The following is a 25220-nucleotide window of genomic DNA, read 5'->3' on the forward strand; positions in this document are numbered from 1 at the left end:
TCCCCGTGCCGTGCGCCTGTTGCGCCAGCGGTTTCTTCCTGAAAACGCCACCTCATCCAAGGGATGTGGAGCGCCTCCACTCAACTTCAATCCTGCTTGAGCGTGCGCAACACACCCGCACGCACCAGACTCCCCGAACCAAATCGCAAGTTGATCCGGTCCTGCACCGAATCCGGCGCACGCACTGCCGGAACCGGATCGAACATGTCCGGCTGCCGCTGCTCGGCAAAGCCCGACAGGCTTACGCCCAGCAGGCGCAACCGCGGTCTCGGCTGGGCCTTCCACCAGGTGGCAAGCAAGCCTCGTGCCACTTCGTGAATATCAGCCACCGAGGCACTGGGCGCGCGCAGCTGCGCCTGGCGCGTATGCGTGACAAACGGGGGCTCGCGAAGCTTCACGGTTACCGTCATGCCATACAGGCCGCGCTCGCGTGCGCGCGCCGCGATGCGCTCGCAATGCCTCAACAACCAGGATTCGGCCAGCGCCTGCTCGGACACGTCGACATCGAAGGTGTGCTCCGCCCCAATGGATTGTTCGGCCTGCTGCGGCTCGACGCAACGGTCATCTTCACCACGGGCCAGCGCCTGCATGACGCCAGCCTGACGCCCAAGCGCACCGGCCAGACGCGCCGTGTCACTTGCTGCCAATTCGCCGATGGTGCGAATCCCCAGCCGGTGCAGCGCCTGCTCAGTCACCTTGCCCACCGTCCACAGCCTCCCCACGGGCAATGGCGCCAGCTCGACCGCAGCATCTTTCGCGGCAATGCGACGGAACCCATCCGGCTTGGACATCTCACCGGCCAGCTTGGCCAGCAGCTTGTTGGGCCCCATGCCCACCGAGGCCACCAGCCCGGTGCGCTCGCGGATGGCCTCCTTGATGCGCCGGCCGATCACCTCGACCGAGCCGAGCAGGCGAAGACTCGCCCCGACGTCGAGGAAGGCCTCATCCAGCGATAGCCCCTCCACCAGCGGCGTCACCTCGTGGAATACCTCGAACACCTGCCCTGACACTTCCTCGTACCGCGCCATGCGTGGCCACAGGTAGACGCCATCCGGGCACAGGCGGCGGGCCTGGGCGGTCGGCATGGCTGAACGCACGCCGAAACGGCGGGCCTCGTAACTGCAGGTGGAGACGACCCCACGGGGCCCCAGGCCACCCACGATCACCGGGAGGCCACACAGCTCCGGACGGTCGAACTGCTCCACGGACGCATAGAAGGCGTCCATGTCGACATGGATGATGGATCGTTCATCGGGCGGCATGAACCGCTATTCTGCCGTGGGCCGAAGGGCTTTGGTGTACTGGACTTGCCGGCCTCCAGCGGCTAATCTTGGGGGCGCGTGGGTCGTAAGGGTGCGCGCACGATCGACCAGGATCGACCGCTACGGCACCCATCCCGATGCACTTAGCCGACCAATGAAAAGCCCTGTGACGCGGGTTTCGTCACCATGTGGCTTGCGCCTTTGCCATGGCCAAAAGCCAGCAGAAGGCGCTCAAGGGTCGTTCACGGCCAGCCTGATCGAAACGCCGGTGGCGCGCTTTCATCTCGGTTGTCCGCGACGGTGACGCAAGGCGCACTGGCGGGTCATCGCGCAAGTTGGCTTCAACGGATCGCCACCCCATGGCCGCGATCCGGGCGGGGACATTCGTCAAACGAATGCCGATGGGACATAACGTTTCCTAACGTGTTGAACGCAACGCAAGCCGTCGTGGACGGCCCAACGACAGGTATTGATGAGCACTGAGCCAGTCGAGCCTCAGGCGGTCCCCGCACCGCAGGACGCGTTTGCGTCGGTACCTCAACAGCAGGAAATGCCGCTGGCCATCGTGCGCGGCGAACCGATGTTGCAGATGCCGCAGGACCTTTACATCCCGCCGGATGCGCTCGAGGTCATCCTCGAGGCCTTCGAAGGGCCACTCGACCTGCTGCTGTACCTGATCCGCCGGCAAAACCTGGACATCCTGGACATCCCTGTCGCCGAGATCACCCGGCAGTACATGGACTACATCGAGATGATGCGCGATGTGATGCGCCTGGAGCTGGCGGCGGAATATCTGCTGATGGCCGCCATCCTGGGCGAGATCAAGTCGCGGCTGCTGCTGCCACGGCCGCCAGCCGAGGAAGGCGTGGAGGAGGATCCCCGCGCCGAACTGGTCCGCCGGCTGCAGGAGTACGAGCGCTTCAAGAAGGCGGCGGAGGACATCGACGCCCTGCCCCGCATGGAGCGCGACCTGGCGCCAGCCCACGCGGACGTGGGCGAGCGCAACGTGATCAAGCTGCCACCGCCGCTCGAACTCAAAGAGCTGCTGCTGGCGCTGAAGGACGTGCTGCATCGTGCCGAGCTGTTCGGGCATCACGCCATCAAGCGCGAGGCGCTCAGCGTTCGCCAGCGCATGGGCGAGCTGCTGGGCAGGCTGGGCGACACCCGCTTCCATCGCTTCGAGACGCTGTTCGATGTGAGCGAGGGGCGACTGGGCGTGGTGGTGACCTTCCTGGCCATGCTGGAGCTGGCCAAGGAAATGCTGGTGGAGATCGTGCAGGAGGAACCGCTTGCGGCGATCTACGTCCGCACCCGGGCCGCGCACGCCGAGGAGCCACTCGAAGCATCCGCCGGCGATGAGCCGGCCGCTGCCGCCGAGTAGCACCGGGATCAACCCTGAATCCGCATCCGAACCGAGGCCATGCAGATCGAGCAACTCAAACCCATCATCGAGGCGGCCCTGCTGGCATCCAGCCAGCCGATGACCGTCCCTCAGCTGCTGGAGCTGTTCGGCGAAGAGGACGAGGTCGGTCGCGAGGCCATCGCCCGCACGCTCGAGGCGCTGGCTGAGGACTGCAACGGCCGCGGCGTGGAGCTGCGCGAAGTCGGCTCCGGGTTCCGCTACCAGGTCAGGCAGGACGTGCATGCCTGGATCTCGCGGATGTGGACCGAGAAGCCCAGTCGCTATTCGCGCGCCCTGCTCGAGACGCTGGCGCTGATCGCCTACCGGCAGCCGATCACCCGCCCGGAGATCGAGCAGATCCGTGGCGTCGTGGTGTCCTCCAACATCATCAAGACCATGGAAGAACGCGAGTGGATCCGCGTGGTCGGCTACCGCGACGTGCCCGGCCGGCCGGCACTGTTCGGCACCACCCGCGCCTTCCTTGACTACTTCAACCTCAAGTCGCTGGACGAGCTGCCGCCGCTATCGGAAATCCGCGACATGGAAGATCCGCAGATGAGCATCGCGCCCGAGCCGCTGCCGGCCCGCGTGGTGCGCGACCTGCCGATCGATCCGGACGAGGAACAGGAAACCCTGGTGGTCGCTGGCGAGGAATCCTCCGATGCCGCCGGCGATGCCACCGACGAAACACCCGGGCAGGCCGGCGATGAAGCGTCCAAGGACGCCGCAATCGAAGCGCCTGCCCAGGAACAACCACTGGCGATGGAAGTCGCCGCTACCGAACCCGGCGATGCCACGCACGCCGATGCCCCGAATGACACTGCCGACGAGGCAGCGACCGATGCGGACGCCGAACAAGGCTCCGCCACGCAAGACACCGAGGAGTACCGCGCATGACTGCGCCCCAGAAATCCGTTTTGACCCTCAAGCGCACCCCGCGCGACGAAAGCACCCCCGCCATCGAGGAGCGCCTGCACAAGGTGCTGGCCAACGCAGGCCTCGGCTCCCGCCGCATGCTGGAGCAGCGTATCCAGGCTGGCGAAGTCGAACTCAACGGCACGCCCGCCACCATTGGCGCCAGCGTGCACGCGGGTGACCGCGTGGTGCTCGATGGCAAGCAGTTCATCGTTGCCACCGACAATCGCGACGAGACCGAAGTGCTGGTCTACCACAAGCCCGAAGGCGTGGTGACCACGCGCGAAGACCCCGAGGGCCGCCCCACCGTGTTCGAACAGCTGCCGCGCCTGAAGGGTGCGCGCTGGGTCGCCGTGGGTCGCCTCGACATCAACACCACCGGCCTGCTGCTGCTCACCACCGACGGCGAGCTGGCCAATGCACTCATGCACCCCAAGAGCGGGCTCGAGCGCGAATACCTGTGCCGCGTGCACGGTGAAGTGCCCGACGAGGTGATCGAGAAGCTCAAGGCCGGCGTGGAGCTGGAAGACGGCCCCGCCCGCTTCGACGAAATCGCCGTGATCAGCCGTGGCGGCAGCCACAGCTGGTTCCGCGTGGTCATCCGCGAAGGCCGCAACCGCGAAGTGCGCCGCCTGTGGGACTCGCAGGGCTTCCTGGTCAGCCGGCTCAAGCGCATCCGCTACGGCTCCGTCGAACTGCCGCGCGCCCTGCGTCGCGGTGATTGCGAGGCGCTGGGCGAAGAAGCGGTCAAGGAACTGCGCAAGACCACCGGCCTGGGCGCTCCGCAGCCCGTGCTGACCCTGAGCCCGGTGCTGCACCAGCGCCGCGCGCCGCGCAACGTCACCGAATATCGTCCCGAGCGCGGCACCAACGCCGGCTGGAGCGGCGGTTACCACGACGAAGCCCGCGAGCTGCGCGCCTACGACCGCATCCGCGAGGAACCTGCGCGCGGCAAGCAGCAGCGCCGCAAGCCCGGCAAGGAAGTGAACGGCAACGTGGCACGTCCGGAGCGTCCTGCCGGCGGCATGCAGCGCAAGAACAAGCGCGGCGTGGCACCGGGCCAGGAGCTGCCGTCGGTGCGCACCTGGTTCGCCGGCGACAGCCGTGAGGGCGGTGCGCGCGGCGGGGCTGCCGGTGGCGGCAACCGCCGTGGCCCGGCTGGCAAGTCGTTTGGTGCACGCTCGGCCGAAGGCGGCAAGCCCTACGGTTCGCGTGGCGGCGAAGGCCGCAGCAGTGGCGGCGCCTACGGCGGCTTTGGCGGCGGCAATGCCGGCGGCGGCAGCCGCGGTGGCGCAGGTGGCAATCGCGGCGGTAAGCCGGGTGGCCGTCCGGGCCAGGGGCAAGGTGGTCGCCCGCAGGGCCGCGGCGGCAATCGCCCGCAGGGCCACGGCGGCGGCGCAGGCGGCGGCGGTCGTCCGCAGGGCGGCAACCGCGGCGGTAACCGTCACGGCAATCGCTGATGACGGTTCGCATCTACCACAACAACCGCTGCTCGAAGTCGCGCGCCACGCTGGCCCTGCTCGAGCAGCGGGGCGTGGTCTGCGATGTCGTCAATTACCTGGAGACGCCGCCCAGCGCGGAGGAACTCGCCCAGCTGCTCGACATGCTGGGCATGACTCCGCGCGAGCTGATGCGCAAGGGTGAGGCGGAGTACGCCGAATTGGGCCTGGACGACCCGGCGCTGGACGACACCGCGCTCATCGCGGCAATGGCAAGCCACCCTCGGCTGATCGAACGCCCCATCGTGGTCGCCAATGGCAAGGCCGCCATCGGCCGTCCGCCGGAGGCCGTGCTCGGCATCCTCTGAGTACGCTCAAGCGCCGCCGCGCAACTGCAGGCGGCGATACAAGGTGCTGCGACTGATGCCGAGCTGCCGGGCAGCCCGGCTGACATTGCCTGCGCAATCGCGCAGGGCCTGACGCATGGCGTGCTCGGCCAGCGACTGCAATGCGCCTGCCTCGGGCGCTGCCGCGTGCACCGCCGGCGGGTCGGTGGCGGAGATGTAACTGGGCAAGGCATTGGCATCGATCACCGCGTCCGCGTCATGCAGCGCCACCAGCGTGCGCAGGCATGCCACCAGCTGTCGCAGGTTGCCCGGCCATGCATAGGCCGCGAGGGCCGCCTGCGCCGCATCGGTGAGCCGGCGCCCCTGCCCCAGCGTCGCCCACATGGCCTCTACCAGTGCGGCTCGATCAGGATGCTCCCGTACCGGTGGCATCGCCACGATGTGATGCGCAATGCGGTAGTACAGGTCGCTGCGAAAGCGTCCTTCTTTCATGGCCACGGCAAGATCGCAATGCGTGGCGCATACCAGCACGAAATCCAGCTTGACCGCGCGCCCACCGCCGAGCGGCGACATCTCCCGTTCCTGCAGCACGCGCAACAGGCGCGGCTGCAGGCTGGCAGGCATGTCGCCGATTTCGTCGAGAAACAGCACGCCGCCGTCGGCCTGGCGCAACAGGCCCGGATTGCCGCTGCGGCGCGCGCCGGTGAAGGCGCCTTCCTCGTAGCCGAACAGCTCCGCCTCGATCAGCCCTTCCGGCAACGCTGCGCAGTTGATCGCCACGAAGGGCTTGTGCGCTCGCGCGCAGCGGCGATGCAACTCACGCGCAAAGACTTCCTTGCCGCTGCCGGTCTCGCCCTGCAACAACACAGGCAGGCCGGCATCGAGCACGCGGCGCGCCCGCTCGAGCTCGACATCGAGTGACGCATCGAACAACGGCGCCTCGGTGCCGCGCGCCAGCGAGGGAGCCGCCGCACGCCGGGTCGCCGCCACGCGGCGCGAGGGATCGCCAGCATGATCCAGGCGCCCATGCAGGGCCTGCCCGTGCCGGTCGACCAGCACGCCATCGCGCCTCAGGCGCTGCAGCGGCTCGACAAACACCGCGTCATAGGACACGCGGCCAATGTCGCCGCGATCAAGCCCCAGCAACCTCAAGCCAACCTGGTTGGCCGCACTCAGGCGCCCACCCCGGAACGCCAGCAGGCCCTCGCCCGCCGTGCCCAGCAAGGCCGGATCGGCATGCAGGCGCAGCAACTCGCTGCCCTCGATACCCCCATCGAAATAGCGGTGCTCGATATGCGTCGCCGCCATGCGCGCGAGCCCCAGCGCATGCATGTGCGCCACGCTGGCCTCGCCCGAGATGTCGAGCACGCCGACCAGCTTGCCGTAGGGATCGAAGATCGGCACCGACGAACAGCTGAGGATGCCGTGCGGCGCGAAGTAGTGCTCGCCGCCGCGCACCTCCACCGGCGTGCCTTCCACGATGGCCGTGCCGATCGCATTGGTGCCCACGTGGCTTTCGTTCCAGCAGGCGCCCGGCATCAAGGCCACGCGTCCCGCCTTGTCGAGGAAGCCCGGACTGCCCTCTGCATCCAGGATCCAGCCCTGCTCGTCGGTCAGCACCACGATGCTGCCGGTGGCCGCGGCATCCGGCGCCAGCAGGTCGAGCTCGGCGCGGGCCATGCGCCACAGTGTTTCGTGGCGCTCGCGCATCTCGCGCAATCGCGCCTGCGGCACGGGCTCCACCCGCGGGCGCGTACCGGCCTCCAGGCCCAGGCCCTGGCAGCGACGCCAGGAGCGCAGGATGGTGTCCGGCACCTGCCCGGCGGGCGCGCCACCCCGCTCGAAGAACACCCGTCGAGCCTCACCGACGCGACGCTGGCTTTGCACGAAGCTCATCTCGCTCCATCCCACTGTCGCAATTTGCGACAGCTGTAGTGGTCACCGTTCCGATAAACAACACAGCCAGGGACAAGCTGCAATCGGTTTCGTTGCTGCAGCGCGAAAGATCCGGCAAGCCTCGCCCGGACAAGCACCTGTGGCGCCATGGCGCATTGCGGCATCGGGGATTTGGCATCGGTATTGCCATCAGGGTTACACCGTCAGCCGCGCTGACCTTCACCCTGGCCGCTTCAGGAGACTTTCGATGAATGCCGTTCCCGCCACCAAGCCTTACGCCACCGATCCGCAGTCGATCTTCAAGCCCCGCTATGCCAACTTCATCGGCGGCCAGTGGGTCGCGCCCAAGGGTGGCCAGTACTTCACCAATGTCACACCGATCACCGGCCAGCCACTCACCGAAGTGGCCCGCTCCGGCGCCGAGGACGTGGACGCCGCGCTGGACGCCGCGCATGCGGCCAGGCAGGCCTGGGGACGCACGTCCACCACCGAGCGCGCCAATCTGCTCAATCGCATCGCCGACCGCGTCGAACAGAACCTGGAACTGCTGGCCTACGCCGAGACCTGGGACAACGGCAAGCCGATCCGCGAAACACTCAACGCCGACATCCCGCTGGTGGTCGATCACTTCCGTTACTTCGCCGGCGCCATCCGCGCACAGGAAGGCAGCCTCAGCGAAATCGACCACGACACCGTGGCCTATCACTTCCACGAGCCGCTCGGGGTCGTCGGGCAGATCATCCCGTGGAACTTCCCGCTGCTGATGGCCGCATGGAAGCTGGCACCCGCGCTTGCCGCCGGCAACTGCGTGGTGATGAAGCCGGCCGAACAGACACCGGCCAGCATCCTGGTGCTGATGGAAATCATCGGCGACCTGCTGCCGCCGGGCGTGCTCAACGTGGTGAACGGTTTTGGCCTCGAGGCCGGCAAGCCGCTGGCATCGAGCCCGCGCATCGCCAAGATCGCCTTCACCGGCGAAACCACCACCGGCCGACTGATCATGCAGTACGCCAGCCAGAACCTGATCCCGGTAACGCTGGAGCTGGGCGGCAAGTCGCCCAACATCTTCTTCGACGACGTGATGGCGGCCGATGACGACTTCCTCGACAAGGCGGTGGAAGGCTTCGTGCTGTTCGCCTTCAACCAGGGCGAGGTATGCACCTGTCCCTCGCGCGCGCTGGTGCAGGCGTCCATCTACGATCGCTTCATGGAGCGCGTGCTCAAGCGCGTGGCGGACATCAAGCTGGGCAACCCGCTCGATGCCAACACCATGGTCGGCGCTCAGGCCTCCAGCGAGCAGTTGGAAAAGATCCTGTCCTACATCGACATCGGCAAGCAGGAAGGCGCCGAAGTACTGATTGGCGGCGAGCGCAATACGCTGGGCGGCGATCTGGCCGGCGGCTACTACGTGAAGCCCACGGTGTTCCGCGGCCACAACCGCATGCGCATCTTCCAGGAAGAGATCTTCGGCCCGGTGGTCTCGGTGACCACCTTCGACACCGAAGAGGAAGCCCTGCAGATCGCCAACGACACGCTGTACGGGCTGGGCGCCGGCGTGTGGAGCCGCGACGCGAGCCGCCTGTACCGCATGGGACGGGCCATCCAGGCCGGCCGCGTGTGGACCAACTGCTACCACGCCTATCCCGCCCACGCGGCCTTCGGCGGCTACAAGCAGTCGGGCATCGGTCGCGAGAACCACAAGATGATGCTGGACCACTACCAGCAAACCAAGAACCTGCTGGTCAGCTATTCGCCCAAGGCCCTGGGTTTCTTCTGATCACGGGCGGCGGGAACGCCGCTTTCGCCCTGGCAAGGTGGCCCTAATGGCGGGCCACCACCCATGGATGTACGCCAACGAGGAGATGTGATGGACAAGACGATGAAGGCCGCCGTCGTGCGCGAGTTCGGCAAGCCGCTGCAGATCGAGGAGGTGCAGGTGCCGCGCCCGGGTGCGGGCGATATCCTGGTGAAGATCGAGGCATGCGGCGTATGCCACACCGACCTGCACGCGGCCGAAGGCGACTGGCCGGTGAAGCCCAACCCGCCGTTCATACCGGGGCATGAGGGCGTTGGCCATGTGGTGGCGGTGGGTGCCGGCGTGCGCCACGTCAAGGAAGGCGACCGCGTGGGCATTCCCTGGCTGTATTCGGCCTGCGGCCATTGCGAACACTGCCTGGGCGGCTGGGAAACCCTGTGCGAGCAACAGCAGAACACCGGCTACTCGGTCAACGGCGGCTTCGCCGACTACGCGCTGGCCAATGCCGACTACGTCGGCCACCTGCCCGACCGCGTGAGCTTCGTCGAGATTGCGCCGGTACTGTGCGCCGGTGTCACCGTGTACAAGGGCCTCAAGGTCACCGATACCAAGCCGGGTGATTGGGTGGTGATTTCCGGCATCGGCGGCCTGGGCCACATGGCCGTGCAGTACGCCAAGGCCATGGGGCGCAACGTGGCGGCCGTGGATATCGACGATGACAAGCTGGCCCTGGCCAAGTGCCTGGGCGCTACGGTGACGGTGAATGCGCGCACGACGGACCCTGCGGCCTATCTCAAGCGCGAGATCGGCGGCGCGCATGGAGCACTGGTCACCGCCGTATCGCCCAAGGCCTTCGAGCAGGCGCTCGGCATGGTGCGCCGTGGTGGCACGGTATCGCTCAACGGGCTGCCGCCAGGCCAGTTCCCGCTGGACATCTTCGGCATGGTGCTCAATGGCGTCACCGTGCGCGGCTCCATCGTCGGCACCCGACTGGACCTGCAGGAATCGCTTGAGTTCGCCCACGAGGGCAAGGTGGCCGCTACCGTGAGCACCGACCGACTGGAGAACATCAACGACGTGTTCGCCCGCATGCACGCCGGCAAGATCGAAGGACGCGTGGTGCTGGACATGAGCGCATGAGCGACGCACCGACCGTGCCGCCGCAGGTGCTTGCCACGCCTGCCGCATTGGCCCTGCTGGCCACGCTGCGCGAGCGGCACGGACCGGTGCTGTTCCATCAGTCGGGCGGATGCTGCGACGGCTCCGCCCCGATGTGCTTCCCGATCGGTGAATTCCTGGTCGGCGACCAGGATCGCTGCCTTGGCGAGATCGGCGGCGCACCGTTCTACATCAGTGCGCCGCAGTTTGAGCACTGGAAGCACACCCAGCTGACGGTGGACGTGGTGCCCGGCCACGGTGGCATGTTTTCGCTGGAGAACGGCTCGGGCCAGCGTTTCCTGCTGCGCTCGCGGCTGTTCAGCGACGAGGAGTTCGGGCAACTGGAGGCGGCGGGCAAGGTCTAGCCCGCCGCGTTCGCTTCAGTCGAGGCCCAGCTCGAAACGGTCGGCGTCCATCCAGGCGGGGAAACGCTCGCGATGCGCGAGCAACGGCGCGGGGTCGACCGTGACCGTCACCACCTGCTCCTGCGGCCCCAGCTCCACCAGCGGCTCGCCTACCGGATCGAGCACGGCGCTGTCGCCGGCATAAGGCAGGTCGTTGCCATCCACGCCCACCCGATTGAGACCCACCACATAGCTGAGGTTCTCGATCGCCCGCGCGCGCAGCAGCGTGCGCCAGGGCTGGCGGCGCGGCGCCGGCCAGTTGGCCACGAACAGGGCCAGGTCATAGTCCATGCCACCCGCGGCTTCCTCGCGGCGGCCGTTGCGCAGCCATACCGGGAAGCGCAGGTCATAGCAGACCTGCGGCAGGATGCGCCAACCCTTGAGCTCCACGATCAGGCGCCGGTTGCCGCCGCCGTAGCGCGTGTGCTCGCCCGCCATGCGGAACAGGTGGCGCTTGTCGTACTGCTCGTAGCTGCCATCGGGACGCGCCCAGATCAGGCGGTTGTAGACGGTGTCGCCCTCGCGGATGGCCAGGCTGCCGCACAGCACGGCGCCCACTTCCTCGGCGAGCGCACGCATCCACGCCACGCCTTCGCCATCCATGGTCTCGGCGCTGGCGTGCGTGTCGTTGCTGAAGCCGGACAGGAAGGTTTCGGGCAGCACCACCAGATCGGTCTGGCCGGCGACGCGACGCACCAGTTCGCCGTAGTAGTCGCGGTTCGCCGGTGCGTCGTGCCAGCGCGTGGCGCCCTGGACCAGGGTGACCCTCAGAGTTTGCATAGACGCTCCGCGGCGGCTTCCATGGTGGCGTCGCTCTTGGCAAAGCACAGGCGCAGCAGGTGCGCGCCGGGAGCCTTGTCGTAGAACGGGGTGAGCGGAATGGCGGCCACGCCGCCTTCCTTGACCATCCATTCGCTGAAGGACACATCGTCCTGGTCGCTGATGGCGGAATAGTCCACCAGCTGGAAATAGCCGCCCGGCACGTCGAGCAGCTTGAAGCGCGAGGGCTTGATCAGCTCGCGGAAGCGGTCGCGCTTGGCCTGGTAGAAGGCCGGCAACTCCAGGTAATGCTCCGGCGCGCTGGCCATGAATTCGGCAAAGGCCACCTGCGCCGGATGGAAGGTGCAGAACGTGAGGTACTGGTGCACCTTGCGGAACTCGGCCGACAGCGCCTTCGGCGCCACCGCATAGCCGACCTTCCAGCCAGTGCAGTGATAGGTCTTGCCGAACGAGGACACCACGAAACTGCGTGCGGACAGCTCCGCGTGTCGCAACACGCTCTGGTGCTGGGCGCCGTCGTACACGATGTGCTCGTACACCTCGTCGGAGAGCACCACGATCTCGGTGTCGCGCACGATGGCGGCCAGCTCGTCGAGATCGGCGGCGGACAGCACCGCGCCGGTCGGATTGTGCGGACTGTTGATGAGGATCATGCGCGTCTTCGGCGTGACCGCATCGCGCACGCGCTGCCAGTCGATGCCGAAGGTAGGCGCCACAAGCGGAATATGCACGGCACGGGCGCCCTGCAGCTCGATGGCCGGCTCGTAACTGTCGTAGGCCGGATCGAACACGATCACTTCGTCACCGGCGCGCACCACCGCGGCGATGGCAGCGAACAGCGCCTCGGTGGCACCCGAGGTCACCGTCACCTCGGCATCGGCACTCAGCTTGTGGCCGTACATGCGCTCGGTCTTGAGGGCGATCTGCTCGCGCAGGGGCTGCAGGCCGATGCCCGGCGCGTACTGGTTGCGCCCCTCGGCCATCGCACGCGTGATTGCATCGCGCAGCGGCTGCGGCGGCTCGAAATCCGGAAACCCCTGCCCCAGGTTCACGGCCTTGTGCTCCAGCGCCAGCTGGCTCATGACACTGAAGATGGTGGTGCCCACTTTCGGAAGCTTGGTCTGGATCTGCATGGTCCGGATGTCTGGATGGCTAAACGATGGATGCTAACACGGCGCCGGTGACAGCCGCCGGTCAGACGTACTTGCTGCACTGGGCGTGCTTCTCGCGCACCGTATCAGGCAGCTTCTCGGCAAGAAAATCCACGAACGCGCGCACGCCCGGCAGCAGGCCGCGACGACTCGGGTAGACGAAGTGCATGGTGCCCTGCGGAACGCTCCATTCGGGCAGGATCACTTGCAGCTCGCCACGGGCGATGGCCGGACCACAGACGAACTCCGGCAACAAGGTGACGCCGATGCCCCGCTTGCAGCTCTGCAGCAGCGCCGCGAAGTCGCCGCAGATCAGGCGCGGCTGGATGTCGACCACGATGCGCTCGCCTTCGGCATCCAGCAACTCCCAGCTCTGCGCACCTTCGTGCTCCTGCATGCTGAGTGCCGGCAGCGCGGACAGGTCGGCCGGCTCCTTGAGTTGCCCGTAGCGCTTGAGCAGGTCGGGACTGGCCACCAGCAGCACGCGCGACTGGCCGAACGTGCGCATGACCAGGGTGGCATCGGTATCGAGCTTGCTGCGCACGCGGATGGCGACGTCGAAGCCTTCGCCGATCACGTCCACGCGGCGGTCCGTGGCCAGCAGCCGCACCTGCATCTTGGGGTGCTGCTCGAGGAAGTCGGGCAGGATATGCCCCACCACGGTCTGCACCAGCGACACCGGGCAGCTCACCCGCACCACGCCGCGCGGCTCGGAGCGAACCTCCTCCACTGCCTCCTGGGCAGCCCTGGCCTCCTCCAGCACGGCACGGCAGTGCGCATAGAAGCGCTCGCCCACCTCGGTCACCACGAATCGCCGGGTGGTGCGCTGGAGCAACCGCACACCCAGGCGCTCCTCCAACTGGGCGATGCGCTTGCTCAGGCGCGACTTGGGTATGCCAAGTGCCCGTCCCGCCGAGGAAAATCCGCCATGCTCTACCACTGCAGCAAAGAAATAGAGGTCGTTCAGATCCTGCAGGGCCCCGTCCAGCACCGTCATCGCCGTTTCCTTATGGGAACAATACGTTCGATTTTACCCGTCTTATCGGCAAATTGTCCGATGGCTACCTTAGTCACGTCGCCGGTTGCCGGCTTCTGACTGAGGTAAACACCATGAAACTGCTGCATATCGACGCCAGTGCCCTGGGTGGCCACTCCGTCTCGCGCGGCCTGACCGCCGCCATCGTCGCCGAAATCAAGCGCAGCGAGCCGGCCGCCGAGGTGATCTACCACGATCTCGTGGCACACCCGCTCCCGCACTGGACCCCGGTGGCCGATGCCGCCGACCCGGCGACTGCGCTGAGCAACCAGATGCTGGAAGAGTTCCTGACCGCCGACGTGGTGGTGATCGGCGCCCCGATGTACAACTTCTCGGTCCCCAGCCAGCTGAAGGCCTGGATCGACCGCATCGCGGTGGCCGGCAAGACCTTCCACTACACTGCCAATGGCCCCGAGGGCCTGGCCGGCGGCAAGCGCGTGATCATCGCCTCGTCCCGCGGCGGCGTGTACAGCGCAGGCAGCGCCGCAGCGCCGATGGATTTCCAGGAAACCTACCTGCGCGCCGTGTTCGGCTTCCTTGGCGTCACCGACCTGGAATTCGTGCGCGCCGAGGGCGTGGCGATCAGCGAAGACAACAAGGCTGAATCGCTGAAGTCGGCCCACGCCGCGATTGGCGTACTGAGCAGCAAGGCCGCCTGATACCGGCACCACCGTCCCCGGCAGACGCCGCGCCCTCAAGGCGCGGCGTTTGTTTTTTCGGCGCGGTAGACCGCCTTGCCATCCACCCAGGTACTGAGCGGCTTGAGATCGGCGATACGCCGCGGCGGCACCGTCATCGGATCACCATCCAGGATCACGAAGTCGGCCCGCATGCCCGGCTTGAGCATGCCCACCTCGTGCTCCATGAATGCCGCATAGGCCGCGCCACGGGTAAACCCTGCAAGGGCTTCCTGCCGACTGACCCGCTGGTCGGGCAGCCAGCCACCCGGCGGTTGGCCGCCAAGATCCTGCCGCGTGACCGCAGCGTACAGGCCCAGCATCGGGTTGACGTGTTCCACCGGAAAATCCGAACCGAAGGCGAGCGGCACCTTTTCGTGGATGAAGCGCTGCCACGCATAGGCGCCCTTCAGGCGCTCGGCACCCAACCGCTGCTCGGCCCAGGGCATGTCCGAAGTCGCATGGGTCGGCTGCATCGAGGCGACCAGATGCAGCTGCGCGAAGCGGGGGATATCGTCCAGCGCGACGATCTGCGCGTGCTCGACGCGCCAGCGATGATCGCCTGAAGCCGCATCGCCCAACACAGCCTGGTAGGTGTCCAGCACCATGCGATTGCCGCGATCGCCGATGGCGTGGGTAGCCACCTGCACATGGCAACGGAAGGCCTTTTCCACGGCGTGCCGATAGGCATCAGGCTGGGTGACCAGGATGCCGCGATTGCCGTGGTCGTCGCTGTAATCGGCCAACAGGGCTGCGCCGCGGCTACCGAGCGCGCCATCCATATACAGCTTTACCGTGCGCATCTGCAGGCGGCCGCCACCGTCCACCCAATGCCCGCCCTGCCCGCACAACCACTCCAGCGCCGCGTGATCGCCATCGGCCATCTCGAACAGGCGCAACGGGATCTCGCCCTTCGCAGCCATCTCCTGCAACACCTTGAAGTCGTCGAGGCTGACCCCGGGATCGTGCACGCCGGTAAGGCCGGCCGCCACCGCGTCGGCGAAGGCGGCCTTGTAGGCCTCCCGCGTCTGCTCGTGGGTCAGTGGCGGCATGGCGCTCGCCACCAGGCCCATCGCACCATCCACCAGCACGCCACTGGCCTTGCTGCCCTGGCGCACGATGCGACCGCCCTCGGGCTGCCAGTCGCCATCCAGCGGTCGGCTCGCCAACTTCATGGCCGCAGAGTTCACCCAGATCGCGTGGCCATCGATGCGTTCGAGGTAGACCGGGCGATCGGGAAACGCCGCATCCAGGTCGGCCGCGGCGGGAAATTGCTTGTCGGCCCAAAGATTCTGGTCCCAGCCCTGGCCGACCAGCCACGCCCCCTCGGGCAGGCGTGCCGCACCTGCCTTCAGGCGCTCGAGGATCTCCGCCTTGCTGTGCGCACCCGCCAACGCCACCTGGATGTGCGTCATGCCCAGGCCCAGCATGTGGCCGTGCGCGTCGATCAAGCCAGGAATCACCGTCGCGCCGCGGGCGTCGACCCTGGAGGCCTCGGGATAGCGTCGGATCAGTTCATCCGTGCTTCCCACGGCGAGCAGGCGGCCATCGTCACCCCACGCCAGCGCGGTGGCCTCGGGCCGCTGCGGGTCCATGGTGTGGACGTGTGCGTCGATGAGCAGGCTGGCGGCCTGCGCGGGCGAGGCGACGGCAATGAACAGCGCGAGCAAGGCACGACGCAGGGCGGGTCGCATGTGGAACTCCGGTCCGTGGGTACCGCACGACTTTGCCCACCCCGGCACTCGGAAACAAGCAGCGAGTCGGCAGCCGGTTCCGGCCGGCCCCGGTGCTCAGGCTGCCTTTTCCAGCAAATCGGCCGTCCGCACGAAATGCGCCAGGCGGATCGACGAGTCGGTCCCGGGCATTTCCACGCTGACCGCGCGCCTGGACCGAAGGTGCTCGTCACGCGCCACCTCGCGGGCCAGCCGGATCGCCGGTTCGAGGTGAAGACCACTGAACAAGGTGAAGCCCGAACGACACACACTCCACCGGCCATCGGCGGACTGCTTGAGCGAATAGGTGACCATGTTCCAACCCTGTCGAAAGAGAGAGCCCCGCCACCACTTGATCGTGTGAGGAACATCCACTCACGCTGTCCGTGCTGGACCGAACAAGAGTGCACTCATTTCCCTGGAAGCCCTATCGGCCATCCACACTGCAGATTGTAGGAATGAAACTACAGTGGTCTTGCATGTTCGCTCATCCGCGGCATGGCGAACAGATGTTTCACACCTGATACACCGATGCTTGCCGAGCATGAATCACAGGCACGTCCCAGCCTGAACCCGCGCAGCAAGCGTCCATGGCCATGTCACCCGCGGTTAATTGCCTGGCTCGCAGTTTCGGTACATCCAAGATGGAGCCATGAGCGATGTCACAAATGACGGAAGAACCGCAGAGTGGGTTGCTCCGCGCATTCGACGAGCTGCTGGACCTGTATCGATTGCTGGAGCAGGAAAACGAGCTTTTGCGCGGCCAGCTCCGCAGGCATGCCGCGGGCGAAATGCAGATACGCGAAGCCGAACGCCGGATGATGGAGATGCGCGGCATCTCTCCTTCGATCATGCGGGAGCGATTCCACGCCTTGCTCGCCGCCCGGCACCCCTGAGGCAACACAAAGCCACCACGGAGCCTTCGCATGGACGAAATCCTGGGCATTGCCATAAGCCACCCCGAGCGCGTGATCTATCCAGACACGCACATCACCAAGGAGCGGATCGCGCGCTATTACGCCGGCATCATGGACTGGCTGTTGCCCGGCATCAGCGGCCGCCCTACCTCGGTGCTGCGATCTCCCGAAGGCATCGGCAGCAAGGGCTTCTTCCAGAAGCACCCCATGCAAGGGCTCAAGCACACGGGCCATGTCCGTCTGCGCGAGGAAAACGGCGAGGTCGACGACTATCTCTGCCCGGCCACGCCCACGTCGATCATCGAGCTGGTGCAATTCGGCGTCATCGAATTCCATCCGTGGGCTGCGCGGGCGACTTCGCTCGAGGAGGCCGATTACCTGGTCTTCGACCTCGACCCTGGAGACGGGCTGTCCTGGCGCGACGTGATCGAGGCGGCACGCCACGTGCGCGAACGCCTTGCCGACGATGGAATGCGCAGCTTTGTCCGCACCACCGGCGGCAAGGGCCTGCACGTGGTGGTGCCGCTGCATTCGCAGTGCGCGTGGACGGATGCGCGGCAGTACGCGCAGGCCTTTGCGAAGCGGCTGGCGAGCGCCGACCCTTCCGGATTCACGGCCAAGGCAGCCAAGCATGAACGCGTCCGCCGCATCTTCATTGACTACCTGCGCAACAGCCGTGGCGCCACCAGCATCGCCTCATTCTCGCTGCGTGCCCGTGCCGGCGCCACGGTGGCCATGCCCTTGCGATGGGAAGAACTCGGCAAATGCGCAGGGCCCGCGACTTTCGACATCGATACGGCCCCGCGACGACTGAAACGCCTGCGCGGACATCCATGGGAGGATTTCGACCGCCTGATGCAATCACCACCACGGCAAGGGCGCGAGGCGACGATGGAGTGACCCCTCAGGAGCCGACCAGCGTCTCCACGCGCCCCAGCACCGGCGACACAAAATACTGATGGTCAAGCACGGCCTTGACTGCATCAACCAGCTCCTCGCCGGCAGATGCCTTGAGCACATAGCCACGACCGATCGTCAACGCGGCGCGCGCCAGCAACGGATCGTCATGCACGGTGATGAAGACCAACGGCAAGCCGGGTTGCTCACCGACCAGTTCCCGCGCTGCCTGCATGCCATCCATCCCCGGCATGCTGATGTCGGTCACCACCACATCGGGGCGCAAGCGCCGCACCGCCTTGACCAGGGCTTCGCCGTGGGCGACCACGGCCAGCACATCGAACTCCTCGCCCAGCAGCTCACGAACCTGCTCGGCAACAGGAGGATGATCCTCGGCCAGCACTAGGGTGGCTCGCGTCACGCCGGTCTCCATGAAACGTGGGGCGGGTAACCCGCAGCATGTCCCAACGCAAACACCTGCGCCACCGAAAGAGAACCGATGTTCCCCTAAGTAAAATTACCCTCCCGTGCCCCCCGCCCCGTGCGCACCGCGCTGACCTACGGCCTTTATGCTCAGAACAGCAGCCCCAGGTCTTCGGCGCGCCTCACCAGCTCCAGGGTCGAGTGCACCCCAAGGACCTGCATCATGGTGTACTTGTGTGCCTCGACCGTGCGCACCGACAAGCCGAGCTGCAGCGCGATCTGTTTGGAGCGCAGGCCCTCCCCGACCAGCCGCAGCACCTGCAACTGCTTGGATGTCAGGTTGCGGGTGTCCGTAAGCTGCCCGCTGATGTAACGCGCCCCAAGCGCCGGTGTCACATAGGTGCCGCCGGTCATCACCTGTCGCGCGGCATTGCGAAGATCCTCGCCGGCTGAATTCTTGAGGATGTATCCACTCGCGCCCGCGCGCAGCGCTGCCACCGCCAACGCGGGCTCCATGTGCATGGTCAGGAACACGAAGCGAGTGAACACGCCAGCCTGCCGCAGGCTTTTCAGCGCATCCATGCCACTGCAGCGCGGCATGTTGATATCGGCGACCACGAGGTCTGGCTTCAGCCGCTGCACCGCCTCGATCAGTGCCTCGCCGTCGGAGGCGATCTCAAGCAGGTCGAAATCCTCTTCCAGGATGTGCTGCACGCCCTCGGCCACCATGCGGTGGTCGTCAGCGATGATCAGGCCTGGCCTTGCAGCGGCGACGCTGGCCCTAACGGAATGCATATGCATAGTTCAGTCCCTTTCCCCAGAGTCGAACAAAGGCGATAACTACCACCGAGCAACTTTGCGCGCTCATCGATGCTCATCAGTCCCAACCCCCTGCCACCCTCCGCGTCCAGCTCGAACCCCTTGCCGTCATCGGATACGGTGAGGTCCACGCGATCCTCGCCGATCCGCAGCGCGACCCGGATATGCTGCGCACTCGAATGCCTGACCGCATTCGCCAGCGCCTCCTGGGCTACGCGATACAAGCAGAGCGACACGTCCTCCGAAAGATCCTTGGCCTGCGGCGACACCGTCAGGTCGATGAGTGGACCGCTGCGCTGACGATGCGTCTGGCACAGTCCCGCGAGTGCAGCCGTCAGCCCAGTCTGGGTAAGCATGCTGGGATGAAGATCATGTGAAATATGTCGCACGTCTTCCGACAGCGAAATCAAGTCGTTTTGCAGCTGGCTCACGTCGGGACGACTGCGCTCATCAACCTTGCGACGCAGCGCACTGAGACGTATCGACGCCACCGCCAGGCGCTGGTTGATGTCGTCATGCAGGTCACGTGCGATACGCGCCCGCTCCTGCTCCTGCGCCACGATCAGGCGGCCGGCCAGCTCGCGTATCTCCGAGCTGCTGACCGACAATGCCCGCTGGGTCGAGCGACGCTGCTCTACCAAGGCTGCGAGGAACAGCGAAGCGATGGCGATGCCAAGCAGCCACAGCTGCACGCTCACCGTGGTCAAGGCCGCATCGTCCTGCACGAAGGGACCCTGGCGGGAAAGGCTCAGTTCGATGGCGATGCCACCCATCACCAGGCTCACCATGCAGGTACCCGGAATCTGCGCACGCAAGGCCACGAAGATCGCCAATGGCACCGGCGCAAGCAACAGCAGCGGCCGCAGCGTGCCGTACTCGCCCAGCTCGCGCCACCCCAGCCACAAGAGCGCCAGTGCGACGACTATCACCAGCAACACGCTCCAGTTCGGCAGCGCATCCCTCCGCAACGACGAACCCGGATTTGCCAGGCTGACGATGGCGGGCGGTACCAGCACGTAACCCAGCGCATCGGCCAGGGCGACGTGCCACCAACTGCGAGACAACCAGACCGGCATCGACAATACCTGCCCCAGCCATGACACCAACAGCGAGGCCACCAACGGCAGCAACAGTACCGCCAGGACCAGGTAGCCCAGCAGGCGGGAGAAATCGTCCAGGGAACGATCCTGCTGAAACGACACGCGGAACAACCATGCGACGCCGTTGATGAGTACCAGGGCGGTCGCACACGCAGCCGCGATGCCGATCACTGGCAGCCCCTGGATCAGAGGCACCGCGACCATCGCCAGCAGCCAGCCCACATCGTGGGCGAACCAATAGCACTGCTGGTCGCTCAGCAATACACCCAGCAGCAGCGGTCCCGCGAGCCACAACATCTGGGCATCACCATGGCGATTCCACAGCATCAGCGACAGCCATTGCGCGACGCCCGCGGCGACGAGCATACCGGTGCCGCGCACCAGCAAGGGCAAGCCACCGCCTAGCGCCCATCCGTTCATCAATCCCCTTTTTGCTCCATGCACCAACCCGCTTGTCCGCAGCGCGGGTGAGTTGCCGATCCGGCCCGATTCGCCCTGTAGCGACGGTCCCAGTCCGCCACGCATTTCCCCACGATGGCCGTCATGCCCTCGTGACGACTTGCGTAGTTCTACCGACTAGCAGCGATGACGACCGTCACGAAGAAACCACGCGACGAGCCGGGCGCAGTCGCTGGCCAACCCTCGTCAACCTGGTGGCAAACACCCCCTTTATCCCGGCCACCACACGCCGGATCGGTAATTTTACTGAGCGGTTTTGAGTGAAAGTTCGCTTACCTGGCGGCGCGCGAGAGGCCAAGCTGATGGCATGCCGACTTGCTGTCGGGGCCAGGACCTACAGGACATGACGACCTTGCGAGATCGCCCCCTTCCAGCCCGCCACTCCCTCATCGCGACTTCGCCGGACACATCCATCGCAGGCGACCACACGCCCGGGTGGATGCCTGCGTTTGCCCAGGACTGACGCATGGCGAGCCCGCGGACCAAACGAAGGAGCACGCACAGGCTCAGGGTGCTATTGGCCGACGAACACCGCTGCGTCGCCGAAGGGCTGGCCGGCCTGATCGCCAAGCGCACGGGCTCGGTGCGGATCGTCCACGATGGCGAAGCGCTGATCGGCGCCGTACTGGCCGATGAAGCCGACCTGGTGATTACCGACATTGCCATGCCCCCCTTCAGTGCACTGCAGGCGCTGCGGCGACTACGGCACGAGGGCAGCACCGTTCCCGTGGTGGTGCTTTCCACCCACAACGAGCCACTGATCGTGCGCGAGGCCATGCAGGCCGGCGCCAATGGCTACGTACTCAAGCAATCGCCGAGCAGCGAGTTGTTCATCGCCATCGGCGAAGTGGCCGCCGGCAACCAGTTCATCAGCCCCGGCCTGATGGCCACCGTGCTGCAGACGCCGGACACGCTGCATCGACTCACCCGTCGCCAGCGCGACGTGATCGACCTGATGGCCCGGGGACGGCGCACCCATGAGATAGCCGCGGACCTGGGTATCTCGGTCCGCACGGTCGAAAGCCACCGGCAATCCTTGCTCGACCTGCTGGGGGTGCACAGCGGCGTTGCCCTGATCCGCGAAGCCGAACGGCTCGGCCTGATTCCGCTGGCCCCTTACGACGCCGCACCCGCGGCAAAGGACGAAGCCGCGTCCTGACGCCTCTGCGATCCACGCTTGATGGGCCCGTTTGCGATGACAACCAGGAGATCCGACGTCATGAAACCGCTGCGACATGTCCTGCTGTGCCTGGCGCTTGCACTCACTGCCTGCTCCACCGTCAGCATCAGCAATCAGTGGAAGGATCCAAGCTGGTCAGGCCCTCCGGCATCCAATGTGCTGGTGGTGGGCATCACCAAGAGCGACACCACCCGGCGCATTTTCGAGGACACGTTCGTCCAGCAGCTCCAGGCCGCAGGCGTCAGCGCGGAACAGAGTTATACGCAGATTCCCGCGGGCGATACCTCGGCCAAGCTCGGCGACGTCGTCAAATCCAGCGGCGCGCAGGTGATCCTCGCCACGCGCGTGCAGCGCATCGAGCAGAAGACCAGCGTCACGCCCAGCGGTCCTGGCTGGGGCGGTTTCTACGGCTGGTACGGCGGTGCATGGGCGAGCACGCCCGACGTCACCCAGTACGATGAAGTGACCCTGGAAACCACCGTGTGGGATGCGCGCACCCAGCGGGTGGTATGGACCGTGACGACCACGGGCATCGGCACCAGCAACATCCCCAAGGCCGTGCAGGACCTGGCTGCCACCCTCATTCCCAAGCTCAAGAGCGATGGCGTGATCCGCTGAACCACACCGACCACGCCGAGCCGCCTGGGCGCCCTCCCAACATCCATTCACTCGTGGAGTGACATCATGAAAGCATCGATCCTCCGCACGCTCGCCATGGCCGGCAGCTTTGCCGCCACCTCGGCCGGAGCCCAGCAATGGCCCGCCGCCTATCCCGCGCAAGGACAGAGCACCGAACAGCAGCAGGCAGACAAGACATCATGCCAGTCCTGGGCGCAGAACAACGCAACCACGCAGGCGGCGCCTCCCGCCCAGACCGGTGCTGCCGCGGGCGGAGGACAGCGCGTTGGCGGCGCAGTACGTGGCGCCGCCGCCGGCGCCGCAGTGGGTGGCATCGCCAACGGCGACGCCGGGCACGGCGCAGCGGTTGGCGCAACGGCGGGCGTGGTCGCCGGCGGCGTGCGGGCACGCCAGCAGCGGCGCGAACAGAACGAGGCAGCCGCCGCCACCCAGAACCAGAACGCCGCCGCATACGGACAGGCTTACGGCGCCTGCATGAAGGGCAAGGGCTATACCGTCGGCTAGGCCTGCCAGCACGGGTGTCGACCGGCGCGTCAACGCCAGGCGCTGCCCACCTGGATGTAGTAGGCGTGATCACCCTCGCTCCACGCCCAGTCGACACCCACGTACAGGCCGAGGGCGCGCGCTATCAAGTAACGGAAGCCGACGCCCTCGGCCCAATGGGTATCGGCCTCGTTGAAATCCAGCGCGCGGCCCCAGGCGCGACCGGCACCGCCAAAACCCAGCACGGCCCAGCGCGGCGTGATGTTCCAGCGCAGCTCTGCCTCCAGCATGCCGACGTTCTGGTCCTGGTAGCGACCATAGGCGATGCCACGCAGGTCGATCGAGGGCAATTGGTAGAACGGCACGTCGCCACGCGCGGCGCGATAGTCGGCGCGCAGGCCAAGTACCCAGCTCTGCCAGAACTGGAAGTAGCCATAGACATGGCTGCGATAGGTCTGGAACGTATTGTCGCTGCCGAAGGCCGGCGCGTAGGACGTGCCCTCGATCCGCCACAGCCAGCCCCTGGATGGCGTCAGCGTGTTGTCGCGCGAGTCGTAGCTGAGTCCGAGCCCCAGGCCCGAGGCTTTCTTGGCGAAGTCCCTTGGCTCGAAGAACTGGTAGTCATCCGGCAGGTTGAGACGACTGTCGATGTCCATGTAGATCCAGCGCGCGGAGGCGAACAGATCCGTATCGCCCAGTCGTTTGGACACTTGCTGGTAGGAGAACACGCCGTCGAGGTTGTAGCCGATCTTGGCCGGCTCCAGCAGCAGCCCCTGTGTGTAGAAATCCAGGTTGAAGGACGCCTTGCCGAGCAGGCCGACATAACGCCAGGTATCGTCCTTGAAGTGGAAGGAACCACCCAGGCCGTAGGCATAGGTACCATTTTCGGTCTTGAACGCGGCCACGCCGTAGATGTCGGGCGGCAGGTGATCGCCCTTCTCCTTCGACTCCTCCGATTGCTTGGGCGGATGAAAGAACACGGCGGCGACGCCACCACCGTTGCCCACCGCGGGTTCGGTGATGATGATCGGTACCAGCAGGGCGCCCTTGTGCTGCAGCAGCCAGCGGGACATGTCGATGTCGTGGTCCTGGCTGTCGCGAAAATTGTCCCACCACGAACTCTTTGCCGGCGCCGTCGGCGTATCGGGCGACAGCGGATTGGCTGCCACCTGAGGCGTGCCAGCCGTCGTCGAAGCGCTGGCCGGCGGCGTTTCCTGCGCCTGCACTGGGAGCATCGCCAGCAAGGCAAGCAAAGTCCATGTTGCCGCGCGTGCGCTTGACATCCCGCTGCAGACCTCCACGCGTGCACAGCCCGCGGCTATCGGCACGGGTACGCGAGCAGCTTGCATCATCGGCCGCAGGCTACATAGCGCAAATACTCGCAGATCCGGCTGGTAGAACTACCTAAGCCGCGCAAGGGACAGCACGATGCGTAGCGGCTCACAAGCTGCGCAACGCACGGCTCACGCCTCAGTTGGCCGGCTCCACTTCCTGCCAGCTGCTGTCGGGGTCGAAGCTCTTCATCGACTGGGCCACGGCGGCACCGTTCTTGCCGAGATCCTTTTCGAAGATCTGCCCGTCATGGCTGATCATGAAGCTCATCACGCCCGTATCGCCGTATTCGGCTGGCCACGCCACCAGCGCAAAGCCGCTGGTCATGCGACCGTGATCCATATAGCTGTAGGCGCCCCCCGGCGCCGATGCACCCTGTGCCGTGAGTATGCGGTAGTGGTAGCCGTAGTAACCCTGCCCAGGCTTCACGTCGGCGAACTTCGGTCCTGCAGGGCTCGGCGGCTCATCGCCGCTCACCGGCCAGTAGAGGCCGTCGTGCTTGCCCGGACTGCTGACGAAATGCTGGGCGTACTGCAGCACCTTGTCGCCATCGCGGTCTTCGCTGGCGTACTCGCGCTGGGCGTCGTAATACGCCAGCAGCGCCTGCTGCACCGCCAGCTCGTTGGAGCCGATGCGACGCGTACGGATTTCTTGCTGGGCCGCCTTGAGGTCGAAGCGCCACCCGGACTTCCCCTGCACCATCGGCAGCGGCAGCACCCAGTTCTCGCTGCCTACATCCAGGTGCGCGGTGTTGCCCGTCGTATCGATGCGATGCCCATCGTCATAGCGTTTGAGGAACAGCTCCACGTCATCCTGCTGGATGCCCTCGGTGGGAATGTAGTCTTTCCAGTTGGCGCCAAGCACCTTGGCCAGCGCAGCCTGGTCGTGAGCGCGCACGGCCTGCACGAATGCGCTCGCCGCGGCATCGGCACTGGGATAACTCGCCTCCTGCGCGATGGCGGCGGTAGCGATGAGGCAGCCCATCCAGAGCGCCACGCTCGCGATCAGGCGACAAGCCTTAGGGATGCGATTCATG

25 protein-coding genes are annotated in these 25220 nt (G+C 66.2%); 13 read left to right on the plus strand and 12 right to left on the minus strand.

All coding sequences use genetic code 11. The features are described from left to right. Positions 1 to 86: 86 nt before the first annotated feature. The gene (gene dinB / locus DVU99_RS15345; protein ID WP_114241110.1) at positions 87 to 1262 is read right to left on the minus strand and encodes a DNA polymerase IV; all 1176 of its coding nucleotides are present in this window, start codon (positions 1260 to 1262) and stop codon (positions 87 to 89) included. A gap of 472 nt (positions 1263 to 1734) precedes the next feature. Between dinB and DVU99_RS15350 the strand changes: the two genes are divergently transcribed. The 4 genes from DVU99_RS15350 to arsC are packed head-to-tail and all read left to right on the plus strand — an operon-like array spanning position 1735 to position 5386. Further along, on the plus strand, positions 1735 to 2643 hold the full coding sequence (locus tag DVU99_RS15350; RefSeq protein WP_114241111.1) for a ScpA family protein: 909 nt from the start codon (positions 1735 to 1737) through the stop codon (positions 2641 to 2643). Between the two features lie 39 nt (positions 2644 to 2682). Continuing rightward, entirely contained in the window at positions 2683 to 3561 is an 879-nt protein-coding gene (gene scpB / locus DVU99_RS15355) for an SMC-Scp complex subunit ScpB (RefSeq protein WP_114241112.1), read from the plus strand. Beyond that, entirely contained in the window at positions 3558 to 5039 is a 1482-nt protein-coding gene (locus DVU99_RS15360) for a pseudouridine synthase (protein ID WP_114241113.1), read from the plus strand. The genes scpB and DVU99_RS15360 overlap by 4 nt, the downstream gene beginning before the upstream one ends. Beyond that, positions 5039 to 5386 carry an arsenate reductase (glutaredoxin) gene (arsC, locus tag DVU99_RS15365; protein WP_114241114.1) on the plus strand — a complete coding sequence of 116 codons (348 nt, stop codon included), beginning with the start codon at positions 5039 to 5041 and terminating at the stop codon, positions 5384 to 5386. The genes DVU99_RS15360 and arsC overlap by 1 nt, the downstream gene beginning before the upstream one ends. A 6-nt stretch (positions 5387 to 5392) precedes the next feature. On the opposite strand, the gene DVU99_RS15370 is transcribed toward arsC, so the two are convergent. Further along, complete coding sequence (locus tag DVU99_RS15370) at positions 5393 to 7261, minus strand: sigma-54-dependent Fis family transcriptional regulator (RefSeq protein ID WP_114241115.1); 1869 nt, start codon at positions 7259 to 7261, stop codon at positions 5393 to 5395. A gap of 247 nt (positions 7262 to 7508) precedes the next feature. Here DVU99_RS15370 and adh point away from each other — a divergent pair, with 247 nt between their 5' ends. The 3 genes from adh (at position 7509) to DVU99_RS15385 (ending at position 10540) form a co-directional block, all read left to right on the plus strand. After that, positions 7509 to 9038: an aldehyde dehydrogenase gene (gene adh / locus DVU99_RS15375; protein ID WP_114241116.1), complete on the plus strand. Its 1530-nt coding sequence runs from the start codon at positions 7509 to 7511 to the stop codon at positions 9036 to 9038. Positions 9039 to 9128: 90 nt separating this feature from the next. Next, complete coding sequence (adhP, locus tag DVU99_RS15380; RefSeq protein ID WP_114241117.1) at positions 9129 to 10157, plus strand: alcohol dehydrogenase AdhP; 1029 nt, start codon at positions 9129 to 9131, stop codon at positions 10155 to 10157. After that, entirely contained in the window at positions 10154 to 10540 is a 387-nt protein-coding gene (locus tag DVU99_RS15385) for a DUF779 domain-containing protein (RefSeq protein ID WP_114241118.1), read from the plus strand. Before adhP ends, DVU99_RS15385 begins: the two co-directional genes overlap by 4 nt. Before the next feature lie 15 nt (positions 10541 to 10555). Here the strand turns inward: DVU99_RS15385 and DVU99_RS15390 are convergent, their stop codons facing one another. The 3 genes from DVU99_RS15390 to DVU99_RS15400 all read right to left on the minus strand — a co-directional run bounded on the left by DVU99_RS15390 (position 10556) and on the right by DVU99_RS15400 (position 13507). Then, entirely contained in the window at positions 10556 to 11359 is an 804-nt protein-coding gene (locus DVU99_RS15390) for an amidohydrolase (protein ID WP_114241119.1), read from the minus strand. Continuing rightward, positions 11347 to 12492 (minus strand): pyridoxal phosphate-dependent aminotransferase, encoded by a 1146-nt coding sequence (locus DVU99_RS15395; RefSeq protein WP_114241120.1) that lies wholly within the window; start codon positions 12490 to 12492, stop codon positions 11347 to 11349. Before DVU99_RS15395 ends, DVU99_RS15390 begins: the two co-directional genes overlap by 13 nt. 61 nt (positions 12493 to 12553) lie before the next feature. Beyond that, on the minus strand, positions 12554 to 13507 hold the full coding sequence (locus DVU99_RS15400; RefSeq protein WP_114241121.1) for a LysR substrate-binding domain-containing protein: 954 nt from the start codon (positions 13505 to 13507) through the stop codon (positions 12554 to 12556). Positions 13508 to 13620: 113 nt separating this feature from the next. On the opposite strand from DVU99_RS15400, the gene DVU99_RS15405 reads away from it, so the two are divergent. Next, entirely contained in the window at positions 13621 to 14205 is a 585-nt protein-coding gene (locus DVU99_RS15405; protein WP_114241122.1) for an FMN-dependent NADH-azoreductase, read from the plus strand. Positions 14206 to 14240: 35 nt separating this feature from the next. On the opposite strand, the gene DVU99_RS15410 is transcribed toward DVU99_RS15405, so the two are convergent. Beyond that, a complete protein-coding gene (locus tag DVU99_RS15410) occupies positions 14241 to 15917 on the minus strand; it encodes an amidohydrolase (RefSeq protein WP_114241123.1) in 1677 nt (558 codons plus the stop codon). A 96-nt stretch (positions 15918 to 16013) separates the two neighbouring features. Next, positions 16014 to 16250: a hypothetical protein gene (locus DVU99_RS15415; RefSeq protein WP_114241124.1), complete on the minus strand. Its 237-nt coding sequence runs from the start codon at positions 16248 to 16250 to the stop codon at positions 16014 to 16016. 353 nt (positions 16251 to 16603) lie between these two features. Between DVU99_RS15415 and DVU99_RS15420 the strand changes: the two genes are divergently transcribed. Next, a complete protein-coding gene (locus tag DVU99_RS15420) occupies positions 16604 to 16831 on the plus strand; it encodes a hypothetical protein (protein ID WP_114241125.1) in 228 nt (75 codons plus the stop codon). Between the two features lie 30 nt (positions 16832 to 16861). Next, positions 16862 to 17752: a non-homologous end-joining DNA ligase gene (gene ligD, locus DVU99_RS15425; protein WP_232823628.1), complete on the plus strand. Its 891-nt coding sequence runs from the start codon at positions 16862 to 16864 to the stop codon at positions 17750 to 17752. 4 nt (positions 17753 to 17756) lie between these two features. On the opposite strand, the gene DVU99_RS15430 is transcribed toward ligD, so the two are convergent. From DVU99_RS15430 to DVU99_RS15440, 3 genes are all read right to left on the minus strand, one after another. After that, a complete protein-coding gene (locus tag DVU99_RS15430; protein ID WP_157971460.1) occupies positions 17757 to 18152 on the minus strand; it encodes a response regulator transcription factor in 396 nt (131 codons plus the stop codon). A gap of 170 nt (positions 18153 to 18322) precedes the next feature. Then, positions 18323 to 18967 carry a response regulator transcription factor gene (locus DVU99_RS15435; protein ID WP_114241127.1) on the minus strand — a complete coding sequence of 215 codons (645 nt, stop codon included), beginning with the start codon at positions 18965 to 18967 and terminating at the stop codon, positions 18323 to 18325. Beyond that, the gene (locus DVU99_RS15440; RefSeq protein WP_114241128.1) at positions 18922 to 20511 is read right to left on the minus strand and encodes an ATP-binding protein; all 1590 of its coding nucleotides are present in this window, start codon (positions 20509 to 20511) and stop codon (positions 18922 to 18924) included. The genes DVU99_RS15435 and DVU99_RS15440 overlap by 46 nt, the downstream gene beginning before the upstream one ends. 556 nt (positions 20512 to 21067) lie before the next feature. On the opposite strand from DVU99_RS15440, the gene DVU99_RS15445 reads away from it, so the two are divergent. From DVU99_RS15445 to DVU99_RS20295, 3 genes are all read left to right on the plus strand, one after another. Beyond that, a complete protein-coding gene (locus tag DVU99_RS15445; RefSeq protein WP_198670352.1) occupies positions 21068 to 21709 on the plus strand; it encodes a response regulator transcription factor in 642 nt (213 codons plus the stop codon). Positions 21710 to 21769: 60 nt separating this feature from the next. Beyond that, the gene (locus tag DVU99_RS15450) at positions 21770 to 22348 is read left to right on the plus strand and encodes a hypothetical protein (RefSeq protein WP_114241130.1); all 579 of its coding nucleotides are present in this window, start codon (positions 21770 to 21772) and stop codon (positions 22346 to 22348) included. Positions 22349 to 22414: 66 nt separating this feature from the next. Beyond that, positions 22415 to 22873: a glycine zipper domain-containing protein gene (locus tag DVU99_RS20295; protein ID WP_114241131.1), complete on the plus strand. Its 459-nt coding sequence runs from the start codon at positions 22415 to 22417 to the stop codon at positions 22871 to 22873. A 29-nt stretch (positions 22874 to 22902) separates the two neighbouring features. Here the strand turns inward: DVU99_RS20295 and DVU99_RS15460 are convergent, their stop codons facing one another. Then, positions 22903 to 24087 carry a BamA/TamA family outer membrane protein gene (locus DVU99_RS15460; RefSeq protein WP_114241180.1) on the minus strand — a complete coding sequence of 395 codons (1185 nt, stop codon included), beginning with the start codon at positions 24085 to 24087 and terminating at the stop codon, positions 22903 to 22905. A 235-nt stretch (positions 24088 to 24322) separates the two neighbouring features. Continuing rightward, positions 24323 to 25219, minus strand: coding sequence for a DUF2950 domain-containing protein (locus DVU99_RS15465; protein WP_114241132.1), 897 nt, complete (start codon positions 25217 to 25219; stop codon positions 24323 to 24325). Position 25220: the final 1 nt, after the last annotated feature.

Source organism: Dyella sp. C9 (genome assembly GCF_003332825.1).
Classification (GTDB): Bacteria; Pseudomonadota; Gammaproteobacteria; order Xanthomonadales; family Rhodanobacteraceae; genus Dyella.

Excerpts from the sequence above, each read along its gene's own strand:
- DVU99_RS15415 (WP_114241124.1), bottom strand. The coding sequence starts at position 16,250 with ATGGTCACCTATTCGCTCAAGCAGTCCGCCGATGGCCGGTGGAGTGTG.
- DVU99_RS15435 (WP_114241127.1), bottom strand. The coding sequence starts at position 18,967 with ATGCATTCCGTTAGGGCCAGCGTCGCCGCTGCAAGGCCAGGCCTGATC.
- DVU99_RS15465 (WP_114241132.1), bottom strand. The coding sequence starts at position 25,219 with ATGAATCGCATCCCTAAGGCTTGTCGCCTGATCGCGAGCGTGGCGCTC.
- DVU99_RS15410 (WP_114241123.1), bottom strand. The coding sequence starts at position 15,917 with ATGCGACCCGCCCTGCGTCGTGCCTTGCTCGCGCTGTTCATTGCCGTC.
- DVU99_RS15385 (WP_114241118.1), top strand. The coding sequence starts at position 10,154 with ATGAGCGACGCACCGACCGTGCCGCCGCAGGTGCTTGCCACGCCTGCC.
- DVU99_RS15460 (WP_114241180.1), bottom strand. The coding sequence starts at position 24,087 with ATGCTCCCAGTGCAGGCGCAGGAAACGCCGCCGGCCAGCGCTTCGACG.
- DVU99_RS15370 (WP_114241115.1), bottom strand. The coding sequence starts at position 7,261 with ATGAGCTTCGTGCAAAGCCAGCGTCGCGTCGGTGAGGCTCGACGGGTG.
- DVU99_RS15440 (WP_114241128.1), bottom strand. The coding sequence starts at position 20,511 with ATGAACGGATGGGCGCTAGGCGGTGGCTTGCCCTTGCTGGTGCGCGGC.
- DVU99_RS15390 (WP_114241119.1), bottom strand. The coding sequence starts at position 11,359 with ATGCAAACTCTGAGGGTCACCCTGGTCCAGGGCGCCACGCGCTGGCAC.
- DVU99_RS15400 (WP_114241121.1), bottom strand. The coding sequence starts at position 13,507 with ATGACGGTGCTGGACGGGGCCCTGCAGGATCTGAACGACCTCTATTTC.
- DVU99_RS15405 (WP_114241122.1), top strand. The coding sequence starts at position 13,621 with ATGAAACTGCTGCATATCGACGCCAGTGCCCTGGGTGGCCACTCCGTC.
- DVU99_RS15350 (WP_114241111.1), top strand. The coding sequence starts at position 1,735 with ATGAGCACTGAGCCAGTCGAGCCTCAGGCGGTCCCCGCACCGCAGGAC.
- arsC (WP_114241114.1), top strand. The coding sequence starts at position 5,039 with ATGACGGTTCGCATCTACCACAACAACCGCTGCTCGAAGTCGCGCGCC.
- dinB (WP_114241110.1), bottom strand. The coding sequence starts at position 1,262 with ATGCCGCCCGATGAACGATCCATCATCCATGTCGACATGGACGCCTTC.
- adh (WP_114241116.1), top strand. The coding sequence starts at position 7,509 with ATGAATGCCGTTCCCGCCACCAAGCCTTACGCCACCGATCCGCAGTCG.
- DVU99_RS15360 (WP_114241113.1), top strand. The coding sequence starts at position 3,558 with ATGACTGCGCCCCAGAAATCCGTTTTGACCCTCAAGCGCACCCCGCGC.
- DVU99_RS15450 (WP_114241130.1), top strand. The coding sequence starts at position 21,770 with ATGAAACCGCTGCGACATGTCCTGCTGTGCCTGGCGCTTGCACTCACT.
- DVU99_RS20295 (WP_114241131.1), top strand. The coding sequence starts at position 22,415 with ATGAAAGCATCGATCCTCCGCACGCTCGCCATGGCCGGCAGCTTTGCC.
- DVU99_RS15395 (WP_114241120.1), bottom strand. The coding sequence starts at position 12,492 with ATGCAGATCCAGACCAAGCTTCCGAAAGTGGGCACCACCATCTTCAGT.
- DVU99_RS15420 (WP_114241125.1), top strand. The coding sequence starts at position 16,604 with ATGACGGAAGAACCGCAGAGTGGGTTGCTCCGCGCATTCGACGAGCTG.
- adhP (WP_114241117.1), top strand. The coding sequence starts at position 9,129 with ATGGACAAGACGATGAAGGCCGCCGTCGTGCGCGAGTTCGGCAAGCCG.
- scpB (WP_114241112.1), top strand. The coding sequence starts at position 2,683 with ATGCAGATCGAGCAACTCAAACCCATCATCGAGGCGGCCCTGCTGGCA.
- ligD (WP_232823628.1), top strand. The coding sequence starts at position 16,862 with ATGGACGAAATCCTGGGCATTGCCATAAGCCACCCCGAGCGCGTGATC.